This window comes from Pseudolabrys sp., from assembly GCF_035943735.1.
Taxonomy (GTDB): domain Bacteria; phylum Pseudomonadota; class Alphaproteobacteria; order Rhizobiales; family Xanthobacteraceae; genus Pseudolabrys.
Genome location: NZ_DASZBV010000027.1, coordinates 174,350 through 188,276 on the forward strand (window position 1 = coordinate 174,350; position 13,927 = coordinate 188,276).

The 13,927-nt window shown below is 67.2% G+C and carries 16 protein-coding genes; 7 read left to right on the forward strand and 9 right to left on the reverse strand.

Annotation, left to right across the window (positions count from 1 at the left end):
- The first annotated feature begins 9 nt into the window (after positions 1 to 9).
- From VGV41_RS21320 to VGV41_RS21330, 3 genes are read left to right on the forward strand one after another with little or no spacing between them, the layout of a single operon-like run.
- Entirely contained in the window at positions 10 to 1,143 is a 1,134-nt protein-coding gene (locus tag VGV41_RS21320; RefSeq protein ID WP_326866175.1) for a Re/Si-specific NAD(P)(+) transhydrogenase subunit alpha, read from the forward strand.
- Between the two features lie 15 nt (positions 1,144 to 1,158).
- Positions 1,159 to 1,470, forward strand: a complete 312-nt coding sequence (locus tag VGV41_RS21325) for a proton-translocating transhydrogenase family protein (protein ID WP_326866176.1) — start codon at positions 1,159 to 1,161, stop codon at positions 1,468 to 1,470.
- Between the two features lie 7 nt (positions 1,471 to 1,477).
- Entirely contained in the window at positions 1,478 to 2,872 is a 1,395-nt protein-coding gene (locus VGV41_RS21330; protein ID WP_326866177.1) for an NAD(P)(+) transhydrogenase (Re/Si-specific) subunit beta, read from the forward strand.
- A gap of 9 nt (positions 2,873 to 2,881) precedes the next feature.
- Here VGV41_RS21330 and VGV41_RS21335 read toward each other — a convergent pair whose 3' ends face one another.
- Positions 2,882 to 3,979 carry a substrate-binding domain-containing protein gene (locus VGV41_RS21335; protein WP_326866178.1) on the reverse strand — a complete coding sequence of 366 codons (1,098 nt, stop codon included), beginning with the start codon at positions 3,977 to 3,979 and terminating at the stop codon, positions 2,882 to 2,884.
- Between the two features lie 136 nt (positions 3,980 to 4,115).
- On the opposite strand from VGV41_RS21335, the gene VGV41_RS21340 reads away from it, so the two are divergent.
- Both VGV41_RS21340 and VGV41_RS21345 read left to right on the forward strand, forming a co-directional pair.
- The gene (locus VGV41_RS21340) at positions 4,116 to 5,576 is read left to right on the forward strand and encodes an aldehyde dehydrogenase family protein (protein ID WP_326866506.1); all 1,461 of its coding nucleotides are present in this window, start codon (positions 4,116 to 4,118) and stop codon (positions 5,574 to 5,576) included.
- A gap of 44 nt (positions 5,577 to 5,620) precedes the next feature.
- Complete coding sequence (locus VGV41_RS21345; RefSeq protein WP_326866179.1) at positions 5,621 to 6,022, forward strand: DUF3574 domain-containing protein; 402 nt, start codon at positions 5,621 to 5,623, stop codon at positions 6,020 to 6,022.
- A 4-nt stretch (positions 6,023 to 6,026) separates the two neighbouring features.
- On the opposite strand, the gene VGV41_RS21350 is transcribed toward VGV41_RS21345, so the two are convergent.
- Complete coding sequence (locus tag VGV41_RS21350; RefSeq protein ID WP_326866180.1) at positions 6,027 to 6,749, reverse strand: methionyl-tRNA formyltransferase; 723 nt, start codon at positions 6,747 to 6,749, stop codon at positions 6,027 to 6,029.
- 121 nt (positions 6,750 to 6,870) lie between these two features.
- Here VGV41_RS21350 and VGV41_RS21355 point away from each other — a divergent pair, with 121 nt between their 5' ends.
- Positions 6,871 to 8,013: an MBL fold metallo-hydrolase gene (locus VGV41_RS21355; RefSeq protein WP_326866181.1), complete on the forward strand. Its 1,143-nt coding sequence runs from the start codon at positions 6,871 to 6,873 to the stop codon at positions 8,011 to 8,013.
- 12 nt (positions 8,014 to 8,025) lie between these two features.
- Here VGV41_RS21355 and VGV41_RS21360 read toward each other — a convergent pair whose 3' ends face one another.
- The 7 genes from VGV41_RS21360 to purE form a co-directional block, all read right to left on the reverse strand.
- Entirely contained in the window at positions 8,026 to 8,898 is an 873-nt protein-coding gene (locus VGV41_RS21360) for a tetratricopeptide repeat protein (RefSeq protein WP_326866183.1), read from the reverse strand.
- Between the two features lie 163 nt (positions 8,899 to 9,061).
- Complete coding sequence (gene rpsU / locus VGV41_RS21365; protein ID WP_326866184.1) at positions 9,062 to 9,352, reverse strand: 30S ribosomal protein S21; 291 nt, start codon at positions 9,350 to 9,352, stop codon at positions 9,062 to 9,064.
- Between the two features lie 156 nt (positions 9,353 to 9,508).
- Positions 9,509 to 10,108 (reverse strand): aspartyl/asparaginyl beta-hydroxylase domain-containing protein, encoded by a 600-nt coding sequence (locus VGV41_RS21370; RefSeq protein WP_326866185.1) that lies wholly within the window; start codon positions 10,106 to 10,108, stop codon positions 9,509 to 9,511.
- 103 nt (positions 10,109 to 10,211) lie between these two features.
- Positions 10,212 to 10,850 carry a glutathione S-transferase family protein gene (locus VGV41_RS21375; protein ID WP_326866186.1) on the reverse strand — a complete coding sequence of 213 codons (639 nt, stop codon included), beginning with the start codon at positions 10,848 to 10,850 and terminating at the stop codon, positions 10,212 to 10,214.
- 10 nt (positions 10,851 to 10,860) lie between these two features.
- Positions 10,861 to 11,505, reverse strand: a complete 645-nt coding sequence (locus VGV41_RS21380) for a dihydrofolate reductase family protein (protein WP_326866187.1) — start codon at positions 11,503 to 11,505, stop codon at positions 10,861 to 10,863.
- 31 nt (positions 11,506 to 11,536) lie between these two features.
- Positions 11,537 to 12,625, reverse strand: a complete 1,089-nt coding sequence (locus tag VGV41_RS21385) for a 5-(carboxyamino)imidazole ribonucleotide synthase (protein ID WP_326866189.1) — start codon at positions 12,623 to 12,625, stop codon at positions 11,537 to 11,539.
- A complete protein-coding gene (gene purE, locus VGV41_RS21390; RefSeq protein WP_326866190.1) occupies positions 12,625 to 13,110 on the reverse strand; it encodes a 5-(carboxyamino)imidazole ribonucleotide mutase in 486 nt (161 codons plus the stop codon). Before purE ends, VGV41_RS21385 begins: the two co-directional genes overlap by 1 nt.
- 164 nt (positions 13,111 to 13,274) lie before the next feature.
- On the opposite strand from purE, the gene VGV41_RS21395 reads away from it, so the two are divergent.
- Positions 13,275 to 13,835: a GGDEF domain-containing protein gene (locus tag VGV41_RS21395; protein ID WP_326866191.1), complete on the forward strand. Its 561-nt coding sequence runs from the start codon at positions 13,275 to 13,277 to the stop codon at positions 13,833 to 13,835.
- The last annotated feature ends 92 nt before the right edge of the window (positions 13,836 to 13,927 follow it).

The following is a 13,927-nucleotide window of genomic DNA, read 5'->3' on the forward strand; positions in this document are numbered from 1 at the left end:
GGCGTCGTCATGCGGATTGCGGTCGCGCGAGAGACCGACGGCAACGAGCCCCGCGTCGCGGCGACGCCGGAAACGGTCAAGAAGTTCAAGGCGCTCGGCGCTGAGGTGGTCGTCGCCCGCGGCGCCGGCAACGCGTCCGGCCTCCTCGACGCCGATTATGAGGCGGCGGGCGCCACGATCTCCGACGCGCCGGTCAAGGATGCCGACCTGGTGCTGAAGGTGCGCCGGCCGGCACCGGCCGAGCTTGCCGACTACAAGCGCGGCGCGTTGGTCGTCGCCATCATGGATCCTTACGGCAACGACGCGGCGCTCAAAGCAATGGCCGACGCCGGCGTCACCGCCGTCGCCATGGAGCTGATGCCGCGGATCACCCGCGCACAGTCGATGGACGTCCTGTCCTCGCAGGCGAACCTCGCCGGCTATCGCGCCGTCGTCGACGCCGCCGCCGAATACGGCCGCGCGCTGCCGATGATGATGACCGCGGCCGGCACCGTGCCGGCGGCGAAGGTCTTCATCATGGGCGTCGGCGTCGCCGGCCTGCAGGCGATCGCCACCGCGCGCCGGATGGGCGCCGTGGTCACCGCCACCGACGTGCGCCCCGCCACCAAGGAGCAGGTGGAGAGCCTCGGCGCCAAGTTCCTTGCCGTCGAGGACGAGGAGTTCAAGAACGCGCAGACGGCCGGCGGCTACGCCAAGGAAATGTCAAAGGAATACCAGGCGAAGCAGGCGGCGCTGACGGCCGAGCACATCAAGAAGCAGGATATCGTCATCACCACCGCCTTGATCCCCGGGCGCCCGGCGCCGCGGCTGGTCACGGCGGCCATGGTCGCCTCGATGCGCCCCGGCTCGGTGATCGTCGATCTCGCGGTCGAGCGCGGCGGCAATGTCGAGGGCGCAGTGGCGGGGCAGGTCGTCGTTGTTGGCGGCGTCAAGATCGTCGGCCATCTCAATGTGCCGGGCCGGCTCGCGGCCTCGGCCTCGAGCCTCTACGCCAAGAACCTGCTCACCTTCGTCGAGACCCTGATCGACAAGAAAGAGAAAACGCTCGCGGTCAACTGGGACGACGAACTCGTCAAGGCGACCGTTCTGACGCGCGACGGCGCCGTCGTGCATCCGAATTTCCAGCCGAAGTCGGCGGCTTAACCGGAGGGCCTTACCGTGGCCGAGGTGTCCCCCTTCGTCTTCGAGTTCTCGATCTTCGTGCTGGCGGTGTTCGTCGGCTACTACGTCGTCTGGTCGGTGACGCCGGCGCTGCACACGCCGCTGATGTCGGTGACCAATGCCATCTCCTCGGTGATCGTGGTCGGCGCGCTGCTCGCGGTCGGCGTCGCGCTGGTCGGCAACGACCACGGCCCGCTCTGGGCGCGGGCGCTCGGTTTCGTCGCGCTGATCTTCGCCTCGATCAACATCTTCGGCGGCTTCCTGGTCACCCAGCGTATGCTGGCGATGTACCAGAAGAAAAAGAAGTGAGCCCGCAATGAGCCCTAACCTCGTCGCGCTGCTCTACCTCGTCGCCGGGGTGCTGTTCATCCAGGCACTGCGCGGCCTGTCGTCGCCGGACACCAGCCGTCGCGGCAACCGCCTCGGCATGATCGGCATGACCATCGCCGTGCTGACGACGCTCGGCTCGCATCCGCCGGCCGACCAGCTGTCGTGGGGCCTGGTGATCGGCGGCATCGCCATCGGCGGCGGCATCGGCGCGGTGATTGCGCGCAAGGTGCCGATGACCTCGATGCCGGAACTGGTCGCCGCCTTCCATTCACTGGTCGGCATGGCCGCGGTGCTGGTGGCCGCCGGCGCCTTCTACGCGCCGTCGGCTTTCGGTATCGGCGCGGAAGGCCACATCCACCAGCAGAGCCTGATCGAGATGTCTCTTGGTGTGGCGATCGGCGCCATCACCTTCACCGGCTCGGTCATCGCGTTCCTCAAGCTGTCGGGCCGCATGAGCGGCAAGCCGATCATGCTGCCGGCGCGCCATGTCGTGAACATCGTGCTGGCGGCAGCGCTGATCGCTTTCATCGTGATGTTCTATCTGCATCAGACGGTGGTCGATTTCTGGGCCATCGTCGCGATCTCGCTCGCCTTCGGCATCCTGATCATCATTCCGATCGGCGGCGCCGACATGCCGGTCGTGATCTCGATGCTCAACTCGTATTCCGGCTGGGCGGCCGCCGGCATCGGCTTCACCCTCGGCAACTCGGCGCTGATCATCACCGGTGCGCTGGTCGGCTCCTCGGGCGCGATCCTGTCCTACATCATGTGCAAGGGCATGAACCGGTCGTTCATCTCAGTCATCCTTGGCGGCTTCGGCGGCGAGGTGGCGGCGGCGGGCGGCGCGGCGGAGCAGCGGCCGGTCAAGCTCGGCTCGGCCGAGGACGCCGCCTACATCATGAAGAACGCCTCCAAGGTCATCATCGTGCCGGGCTACGGCATGGCGGTGGCGCAGGCGCAGCATGCATTGCGCGAGATGGCCGACCACCTCAAGAAGGAAGGCGTCGAGGTGAAGTACGCCATTCATCCGGTCGCCGGCCGCATGCCGGGCCATATGAACGTGCTGCTCGCCGAGGCCAACGTGCCTTACGACGAGGTGTTCGAGCTCGAGGACATCAACTCCGAGTTTCCGCAGGCCGACGTCGCCTTCGTCATCGGCGCCAACGACGTCACCAACCCCGCAGCGGAAGAGGACAAGACCTCGCCGATCTACGGCATGCCGGTGCTGCAGGTGTGGAAGGCGGGCACGGTGTTCTTCATCAAGCGCTCGCTCGCGTCCGGCTATGCCGGCATCGACAACCCGCTGTTCTATCGCGACAACACGATGATGCTGCTCGGCGACGCCAAGAAGATGACGGAGCAGATCGTCAAGGCGATGTAGGCGAGCCGGTTATGCGCGACGGCGCGGCTGCTTGCGTCGCGGTCCCTCGAACGCATCGTCGATGGTCTTGATGACGCCGGTGTCGACGGCGGCATAGCCCGGCAGCGCCGCGACAGCGTCCTGGAATTCCTTACCGCGCATGATGTCCAGAAGCCGCCGCATCGGCGCGGTCGCGAGCAGCTCTTCCCGGCAAACGAAGTAGTAGTCCTCGGTGACGAGGCGGACGAAGTCGAGCCCGAATTGCCGCGCCGCCGCTTCCACGCCGAAACTGGCGTCGGCCATGCCGCTCGCGACATAGGCGGCGACCGCCGCATGCGTGAACTCGATCTGCTCGTAACCGTTGATCGACGCGGGAGCGATGCCGCTCTCGGCCAATAGCTGCTCCAGCAATTGCCGCGTTCCCGACTCCGGGTCGCGGTTGACGAAGCGCAGCTTGGGATTGGCCAGATCCTCCAGCGCGCCGACGTCGAGCGGATTGCCGCGCTTGACCATCAGGCCCATCTGCCGCGAGACGAAACCGACGACGCGGTGGATGCGCGGATTGAGCAAGCGCTTCGCGGTGGCGGCGCTCTCGCGGCGCAAGGAGCCGCGCGGCAAGTGCAGCCCTGCAAGGTCGCAGGCATCGTGCGCCAGCGACACGAGCGAGTTCTGGTTGCCGACATAGCGCAGGTCGACGCTCATGCCTGGGGTGTGGTTGAGGATCTCGCGCAGTTTGGAAACCGCGAAGCCGTGACTCGCGTGAACGCGGATGACCGCCGGATTGTCCGGCAGAAATGGAACGAGCTCGCTGGCCAGCTCCTGCGACAGGTTTTCGAGCTGCGGGCCGAGCCGCGCCTCCATGCGCTGTCCCGCCCAGACCAGCTTTTCGCCAAAGGGCGTCAGCGCGGTGCCCTTTCCCTTGTGTCGCCGCACCAGGGCGACGCCGAAGAATTCCGACCACCGTGTCAGCAGATTCCATGCGTGGCGGTACGACAGGCCGCTGTGTCGCGCGGCGTGCGTGAGCTTGCCGGTGTCGCGAATGTCCTTGAGGAAATTGACCAGCACCGACATCGACTCGCCGTCCTTGCGGAAGCGAAACACGGTCTCGATGTCGACGTTCAGGGTCATGACAGCCTATGACGTAGCGTGCATATATATTGCTGCGGCGTAGGCGTAGCATAACATATTTTTCTCGGCGCTTATTCGAGTTTTACTGCGCAGGCGAATTCGTGCATCGCGCGAACATAGGCACTCGAATTCATATATTGGAAGGAACGATCTTTTGCCCCTGGAGCAACACCGTCTGCTGATCGATGGCCGTCACGTCGCCGCTGCCGCTGGCCGATCGTTCGAAACCATCGACCCGGCGACGGAACAGCCCATTGCCGCGGTCGCCGAAGCCGACGCTGCCGATGTCGATGCCGCCGTTGCGTCGGCGCGCCGCGCGCTCGCCGGACCGTGGGGGCACATGCGCGCAGCCGACCGCGGCCGTGTGCTTCACCGACTCGCGAATCTCATCGAGCTCCACGCAGATGAACTGGCCGCCCTGGAAAGCCGCGATGCCGGCAAGCCGATCTCGGCGGTCCTGCGTCAGGATCTTCCGGCCGCCATCGATACGCTGCGCTACTACGCGGGCTGGGCCGACAAGATCAACGGACAGGTGATTCCGGCGCGCCCTGACGCCCTGACCTACACCGTTCGCGAGCCGGTCGGCGTCGTCGGTGCGATCGTGCCGTGGAATTTCCCGCTGATGATCGGGATGTGGAAAGTCGCGCCGGCGCTGGCGTGCGGCTGCACGGTCGTGCTCAAGCCCGCGGAGATCACCCCGCTCTCGGCTTTACGTGTGGGCGATCTCGCTTTGGAGGCGGGATTGCCGCCGGGCGTGCTCAATGTCGTTCCCGGGTTCGGCAAATCCGCCGGCCGCGCGCTGGTCGATCACCCGGATATAGACAAGGTGACCTTCACCGGCTCGCCCGCGGTCGGCCGTGAGGTTCTTGCCGGCGCCGCCGGTAATCTGAAGCGCGTCACGCTCGAGCTCGGCGGCAAGTCGGCCAACGTGATCTTTGCCGACGCCGATCTCGACGCGGCGGTCAAGGCGGCGTCCGCCGGCATCTTCTTCAATACCGGCCAGGTCTGCTCGGCCGGGTCGCGCATTCTGGTGCAGGCCGAAATCTACGACGAGGTCGTCGAGCGGCTTACCGCGCGCGCGAAATCGATCCGCGTCGGCTCGCCGGCCGAGCGCTCGACTGCGATGGGGCCGATCGTGTCGCAGGCCCAGATGGCGCGCGTGCTCGACTACATCGCTATCGGGGTCCGCGAAGGCGCGTCGCTGGTCACCGGCGGCCGGCGGCTCGATGGCCCCGGCTACTTCGTCGGCCCGACCGTGTTCGCCAACGTCGATCACGACATGCGCATCTCGCAGGAGGAGATATTCGGGCCGGTGGTGAGCGTCGTGCGCTTCGAAGACGAGGACGATGCGATCACGAAGGCGAACGGCACGCGCTACAGCCTCGCCGCCGGCGTCTGGAGCCGCGACATCGGCCGCGTGCACCGGTTCGCCACGAGGGTAAAAGCGGGGACGGTGTGGATCAACACCTATGGCTACACCGACATCAGGCTGCCTTGGGGCGGAGCACGCGATTCCGGCTACGGCCGCGAGCACGGCGATGCGGCAATCGAGAATTTCACCGAGCCGAAGGCTGTGTGGATGAATCTCGCCGGGTGATGCCACGGTGACCTGGCGTGGAGCGCGCATGCTAGTCTCACGACATGCGAATTGCCGTTCTCATTCTCTCGGTCGGCCTCACCTTCATGACCACGCCCGCGCTGGCGCAGCAGTCCTGCATGCCGCCGCTCGCACCGATGCTGCGCGTCGAATTCTATTTCGGCCGCAACATCGTCCACCATGCGCCGGTCAGCGACCGCGAATGGGCGCGCTTCGTGACGCGGGAGCTGACGCCGCGTTTTCCCGGCCTCACCGTGCTCGATGCGCAGGGCGCCTGGCGTGACGGCAAGCGCGAGGTGCGAGAGGCCAGCAAGCTGGTGATCGTGGTGACGAAAGATGAAAACGCGACGCGCGCCGCCATCGCCGCGGTCAGCGACGCCTACAAGCAGCGCTTTCATCAGACATCGGTCGGGATCGTGACGCAGCCGGTCTGCGCCGCCTTCTAGCCGCTCAAGCGACGGCCTTCCGCGGCGGCGGAGCCGCGGGCGCGGCCGGCTCTGCCTCGCTTGCCGGCGGCACGTAGCGGAACGTATGTCCATGCACAATGATGGTCGGCGTGTCGCCGAGCGGCGCGTGGCCGAAAGCGGCGATGCGCCGGTCGAGCTCGTCGCGGCCGATGTCGCCCGGAATGTCGCAATAGCCGCGCAGCATCGCCCGCGTGCTGCGTCGGCCGCGCCACGCGACCGGCAGCGCCGGCAGCGGCGCCGGATCCTTGGCCAGAGCCGGCCCGAACCGCCACATCAGCCGCACCGATTCGATGAAGGCCTGCTTCTCCACGTATTCGACCGTCGCGCCGGCCGGCAGCGCGAAGCGCTCGACGCCGACGATCGGACCCGAATCGACCTGGGCGGCCATGTGATGCGCGGTCGCGCCGAAGGCCGTCGCTCGGTCATAAACGGCGAACAGCGACGGCAGCCAGCCCGGATATTCCGGCGGGCCGGGATGGAAGTTGTAGGCGCCGTAGCCGAGCGCCGCGAGCACCGGTTCGGACACCACGACCGGGGTCAGGAAGCCGATGAGCCGCGCGCGGCGCAGCGTCTCCGGCGCGATCGCCTCGAGCTCGTGCCGCGATTGCGGCGTCAGGACCGTAACTTGCGGGTTGTGCTGGCGCAGCAGGCCGGACACGGGCTGCGCCTCGACCTCCCCGGCCAGCAGAATGATGGTGTCGAACACGGTCGTCCATCCCGCGGTAGCGCGCCGCCCCCGGTCCCCATATGACCAGCGCCGGGTTCGCATTTCGTTAACGCTAAGCAATCGTTACCATGGCCGCCTCGCAGGCCTTCGGGGGACGTCCATGCTGTTCAATCTCTGCCAATGCGCCGATCCGGCCCTCGCCGGGCATATGTGCGCCGGCGGCGCCGGTTTCGTCACGGCGCTGATCTCGACCCTGGCGGCGGGTGCCCGCACGGCGCCGGCGGCCAAGCTCGCCGGCCGCGTGCCGCAGGTCGACAAGGTGGCGGTGCGCATCGTCACCGACAACATCGTCATCCAGTTCGTGCCGAACGAGACGCGCGACGGGCTCACCATCGAGCGCAAGAGCGGCAACACCAAACCGGACCGGCCGCCGCGTCACATGCTCAACGGCGAATGGGGCCTGGCGATGCACGCGCAGTCCTTCGCCGGGGCCGAGGAGCGCAACGTGCTCATCGATTTCGGCTATACGCCGGAGGTCCTCAACAACAATTTGTCGGTCCTCGCCATCGACCCGGCGGTGTTCGACGCGCTGGTCTTGAGCCACGGCCATTACGACCATTTCGGCGGCATGACCGGCTTCTTCGCCCAACACAAAAGCGCGCTGAAGAAGCAGATGCCGTTCTATGTCGGCGGCGAGGACACGTTCTGCATCCGCCGCAACCCCGGCGGCCAGTTCGGCGCGCTCGACCGCAAGGCCATCCTCGAGGCCGACCTCACGCTGATGATGGCCTCGGAGCCGGCGCTCGTCGCCGACCACGCCTTCACCACCGGCCGCATCGGTCAGGTGTCGTTCGAGAAGCCCTTGCTGCCGACGACCGAGATCGTCGGCATCGAGAACGGCTTCGGCTGCTTCCCCGAGAAGATGCCGGCGGAGAAGAACACCGGCGCCTATATCCCGGACGATTTCGACCACGAGATCGCAACGATCTACAACGTCAAGGGCCGCGGTCTCGTCGTGCTCACCTCGTGCAGCCATCGCGGCGTCATCAACGCGGTGCGCGCGGCGCAGGCCGCCTCCGGCGTCGACAAGGTGCTGGCGGTGATCGGTGGCTTCCACATCGTGCCGCCGCTCGGTGACGACTACATCAACCGCACGATCGAGGACTTTCGCGCCATCGACCCGACCTATCTCATCACCGCGCACTGCACCGGCGACCGCTTCTACGATCTGGCCCGCGCCGCGCTCGGCGACAAGGTCATCCACTCGGCGGTGGGCACGCGGTTCGTGTTCGAGGGGCGCTGAGCGCGCGGCAGTTCAGAACGTCTGATACGCCTGGCCTGCGCGGCCGCCGACGCGGTCGAAGCCGGCGCGCGCGGCCGTGTTGGCGGTGTCGATGTTCATGGCGCGGGCGTAGGAGCCGGCGGCCTTCTCCTTGTCGCCGAGCCGCTCGTAGGCGAGGCCGCGCGCGACCCAGGCCTGCACGCTCTGCGGCGCGATGGAGACGGCGTTGTCGAGGTCGCTCGCCGCGTTCTTGTAGTCCTTGACCGCGATGTAGCTCAGGCCGCGCGCGATATAGGGCTCGGCCTGCTGCACCGACAGGCCGATCGCCGTCGAGAAATCGTCGATCGCGTAGCCGTGCTGGTTCTGCGCCTGATAGAGCAGGCCGCGATTGTAATAGGCCTGCGAGTCGTCGGGACGGATGGCGATCGCCTTGTTGAAGTCCTTGAGCGCGGCGAGCAGATTGCCCTGCGCGCGATAGACCATGCCGCGGCCGGTATAGGCGGTGGCGTAAGTCGGGTCGATCGTCAGCGCCTTGTTATAGTCGGCGAGCGCGAGGTCGAGCTTGTTGGTCTCGCGATAGACGAGGCCGCGATTGGCGTAGGCCTGGGCGTAGTTCGGATCGATGCTGATCGCCTGGTTGAAGTCGGTCAGCGCCTCGGTGTAGCGCCCGGCCTGGCCGAACACCGTGCCGCGCATGTTGTAGGCCTGCGGGTCGCGCGGATTGTTCTGCACGACGGCGGTGAGCGACGCGATATTGGCGGGCGAACTCGCGTAAAGCGCGTCGCCGCTCTCGGACGAGTCGGCGGACAGGTTGCGATTGAGCGTGGAGCAGGCGGCGAGCGCCAGCGCCATCAGCGGGACGAGCGCGAACCTCGCGCGGCGGCTAACGTGGCTGGGTGAGCCCATCGAAACGCAACCCGTAACGTCCTGTCCCGCTCCCATTCGCCCGCGAATGAGGCGAACATTCGACGCGGACAGAAGTCATCGCCCACTTCGTAAAACAATAGCGCGGGCAACAGCAGCCCGCGCCACCAACTCACGGAATCCGCAGCGCGGAATGCGCCAGCGGTCAGCCGAAGCGGCGAGGACCACCGCGGCCAGCGCCGCCAGCCGCACCGCCAGCACCTGCACCCACGACCGGGCGGGGCTTCATCGGCAGAAGGCCTTCGCGCTGCATCTTCTTGCGCGCCAGCTTGCGCGCCCGGCGGATCGCTTCCGCCTTCTCACGCGCCTTCTTCTCGGACGGCTTTTCGTAGTGACCGCGGAGCTTCATTTCGCGGAAAATGCCCTCGCGCTGCATCTTCTTCTTCAGCGCCTTCAGGGCCTGATCGACATTGTTGTCGCGAACGAGAACCTGCACTGTTGCTCCTTAGTTGTGGCCGGACGGGTTGCGGTCGAAAAGCGCCGCAATGGCGGGGCTTTCGAGTCGGGCGGCTGTAACAGAAAAGCCGCCGGGAGTCCATTGTTCCGGGCCATTTCCGCGCCTCCGGCGGTGGCGGCGCCGGCCGACCTTCCGTCAAGCGGCGCGGCCGGGGACCGTTCCCGCGGCCCGCGTCAAAAGGGCGGCCAGCCAGTCGTTCATGACGAGGTCGACGAGCATGAGCACCCGGTCGGTCTGGCCCCGGTTGGTGACGCTGTGCGGGTCGGACAGGCGGAACCACCAGACGGAACCGGCCGGCATCGGGCAGTGGCCGCCGTTGATGCGGAAATCCACGTCGTTATTGGTGGTTATGGGGATGTGCACCTGCGCCACCCGCGTCTCGTCGACATCATGGGCATGTTCCTTGATGGTCGAGCCGGGGCCCAGGCGGGTGAGCCGGACACTGAGCAGCGGGCAGGCGAAAGTCCGCAGTACCTGTCGGAAATAGGGGCAGGCCGCCGCCGCGGCCGTCTCCACGTAATCGCTGCAGTCCGGGTCGGAGATGTCCGTGAGGCCGAGCCGGGAGGCCCCGGCCGCCTGGCGCAGGGCGATGATGCTCCAGTCGCCCTCGTAGCCTGCGGTGACGAAGTGCTCGGTCCAGGCGATGGCGCGCAGGCCGGCGAGATCGGCGGCGAGACGGGCGGGATCGAACGCGATCGGCAACGCCAGCCGATCCAAGCCAAGGTCCTGTCGCATCGCCCCCACCTCCGAATTGCGTCACAACTATAGCGGGAGTAATGGGCGATTGCCCCATAAGATTGCCAGCAGGGTTGCCGAAGGATGAACGGCGCGGCGGCGATCAGCGCGGCACGAACTGAAGGTACGGCTCCGCCTCTGCGAGCGCGCGGGCATAGGACGGCCGCTCCTTCAGCCGGCCGAGATAAGCGGCGAGGCGCGGGTAGCGGGGCGCGAGCGGCGCGACCACCATGTCGATATAGAACAACGGCGGCGCCGCGGCACAGTCGGCCATGGTGAAGGCGTCGCCTGCCGCCCAGTGCCGCGACGCCATCTGAGCCTCCGCAATGCCGAGCGCCGTATCGAGCGCTGCGCGCGCCTGCTCGACGCCGTACGGGTCCTTGCCGTCGGCCGGGCGGATGCGGTCGCCGATGATCTTCTGCATGTGCGTATGGACGTGCAGATCGTAGAAGCGGTCGAGCATGCGCACGTCGAGGGCGATGCCGGCGGGGATGAGGTCGACCGGGCCTGGATGACGCGCCGCGAGATATTCGATGATCGCGGTCGATTCCGGGATGATGCGGTCGGCGTCGGCGAGCACCGGAAACTTGCCCATCGGCCAGATCGCCTTGAACGCCGCGGCGGAGTCCGGATCGCCGAGATTGACGACATGCGGCGCGAACGGCGTGGCGTTCTCGTACAGCGCGATCAGCGCCTTGTGGCAGTAAGACGACAGCGGATGCAGGTAGAGCGTGAGCGCCATCGGGCGACTCCTAGGCTTTCGTCAGCACGATGTGCGTCGCGAGTTCTGTCGGCACGTGCTCGCTCGTCCGGTAGCCGAGTTGGAGCAGATCGAGGCCGGCGAACAGGTGCTCGCCGCGGCCGAGCAGCACCGGCGACACGGCGAGGTGCATCTCGTCGACGAGGCGCTCTTGCAGATACTGCCGGATCGTGGCGACACCGCCGCCGACGCGGACGTCGCGGCCGCCCGCCGCGTCCATGGCGCGCTTCAGCGCCGCATGAATGCCGTCGGTGACGAAATGGAACACCGTGCCGCCAGCCATCGTGATCGACGCCCGCGGATAATGCGTCAGCACAAAGACGTCGCAATGATAGGGCGGGTTGTCGCCCCACCAGCCTTTCCAGCTGTCGTCCGGCCACGGTCCGCGCACCGGCCCGAACATGTTGCGGCCGAGGATCCAGGCGCCGACATTCTCGAAGCCGCGTGCCGCAAACTGATCGTCGATGCCGGTCGAGCCGCCGTCCTGCCCGAACATCGTGCGGAACGTGCGCGTGGCGAAGGCCCATTGATGCAGGCCCATGCCGCCGAGGCCGAGCGGATTGTCGAGGCTCTGCTCCGGCCCGGCGCCGAAGCCGTCGAGCGACAGGGAAAAGCTCATGACACGCAGTTTCGGCATCGCATGCTCCATGGAACGAAGGTTCGGGCCGCTACTTCCCCGGCCACACGCGCGTGACGTGGCCCATCTTGCGGCGCGGGCTCGGTTTGCCCTTGCCGTAGATGTGCACAGCCGTGTTCGGCTGCGTCAGGTAGTCACCCGCGGAGAGAATCTCGTCGCCGATCAGGTTGCGCATCTCGACCTTGGCGCCCAGCCGCTTCGGCTTCGCCAATGGCAGGCCGGCCACCGCGCGGATGTGCTGCTCGAACTGCGACACGGTCGCGCCGTCGATGGTCCAGTGGCCGGAATTGTGGACGCGCGGCGCCACCTCGTTGACCAGCACGTGGTGCTCGCGGCCTCTCTTCACCACGAACATCTCGATGCCCATGACGCCGACATAGTCGAACGCGGTGACGATGCGCGTCGCGACGCGGCGCGCTTCCGCCTCCAGCGCCGGCGTCACCTTCGCCGGCACGCGCGAGATGTGCAGGATGTGCTCGCGGTGCTCGTTCTCGGTCACCTCGAAGCATTCGACGTGGCCGTCGGCGGAGCGCGCGGCGATCACCGAAACCTCGCGCTGGAAATTGACGAATCCCTCGAGGATGCAGGGCACCTGCTTGAGCCTGCGCCAGGCCGGCAGGCCTTCGCTGCTCGCGGCGATCTTCTCCTGGCCCTTGCCGTCGTAACCGAGCGTGCGCGTCTTCAAGACCGCCGGCACGCCGACCTTGGCCAGCCCGTCGGCGAGCTGCGTCGCCGAATGCACCGGTGCGTAAGGCGCGGTGGCGATCTTCAGCGCGCTGATGAAGTTCTTCTCGATCAGCCGGTCCTGCGTCGTCTCCAGCACCTTCGGATCGGGCAGCACCGGGCGTCGCTTCGACAAATAGGCGGCCGTCTTTGCCGGCACATTCTCGAACTCGTAGGTGACGACGTCGACCGCCTCGGCGAAGCGCGCCAGCGCCGCCTCATCTTCGTAGTCGCCGATCGTGTCGGCGTGCACCACGTCGAGCGCGCAGGAGTCCTTCTCCGGCGTGTAGACGTGGCAGCGCAGGCCGAGCGGCGCGGCGGCGAGCGCCAGCATGCGCGCGAGCTGGCCGCCGCCGAGGATGCCGATGGTGGCGCCGGGCTTGAGTGGGGACGGCATCAGTCTTTCGGCCGCTTGGCGACCGCCTTGGTCTGCCTGGCGCGCCACTCCTCGAGACGTTTGGCGACCTTGGCATCGGACAAAGCGAGGATGGCGGCGGCGAGCAAAGCGGCGTTGATCGCGCCCGGCTTGCCGATGGCCAATGTCCCCACCGGGATGCCGCCGGGCATCTGCATGATCGACAACAGCGAATCCTTGCCTTCGAGCGCGTGCGTATTCATCGGCACGCCGAGCACCGGCAGCGGCGTCATCGCCGCCGCCATGCCCGGCAGATGCGCGGCGCCGCCGGCGCCGGCGATGATCACCTTGAAGCCCTGGGCCTTCGCCGCATGGGCGAACTCGTAGAGGCGCTTGGGCGTGCGGTGGGCGGAGACGATGCGCGCGTCATAGCCGATCGCCAGCGCATCCAGCGTCTCGGCGGCATGCTTCATCGTGGCCCAGTCGGACTGGCTGCCCATGATGATCGCGACCGGCTTTGCTGGCATTTCGCCTCCGAAATCCGCCGTCCCGGGCGGAAGGAAGCGGCGCATTATAGGAATGAACCCTGCGCTGGCAAGGCGAAACGGGTATTCTCGGAACACGTTTGGAGATTCGCGAGGACGTCAGGGTGGACGCAGACGCTGCTGCCGAACAGGCCAGAATCGATGCCATGAGCGCGGACGAATTGCGCGCCGAGATTGTGCGGCTGCGCGAGGCGCTGATCCGGGCCGAATGGCAGATCGCCGAGATGGAGGAGCGCGCCGACGTCGACTCCATGCTCGACGTGCTTAACCGCCGCGGCTTTGAGCGTGAGCTCGGCCGCGCGCTCGCCTTCGTCAAGCGTTACGGTACGCCGGCGGCGCTGATGTTCGTCGACCTCGACGGCTTCAAGTCGGTCAACGACCAGCACGGCCATGCCGCCGGCGACGCGCTGCTCAGGGCGGTGGCCGGCAACCTCGTGCGCAACCTGCGTGCCTCCGACGTGGTCGGTCGGCTCGGCGGCGACGAATTCGGCGCCATCCTGTGGAACGCGCAGCCGCCGCAAGCTGCGGCCAAGGCGCGCAGTCTCGAATTGACGGTCGAGAAGGTGGCGCTGTCCTACAACGGCGCCACGCTCGGCTGCGGCGCCAGCGCCGGCGTCGTCGCGCTCGATCCGGCGCTCACCCCGGTGCAGATGATCGGCGCCGCCGACAAGGCGATGTACACGCGCAAGCGCGAGCGGCGCGGCTAGTTCTTTCACCTCTCCCCGCATGCGCGGGGAGAGGTCGGCTTTCGAGCGAAACGAGAAAGCCGGGTGAGGGGCCGTGCACAGCCCCTCACCCG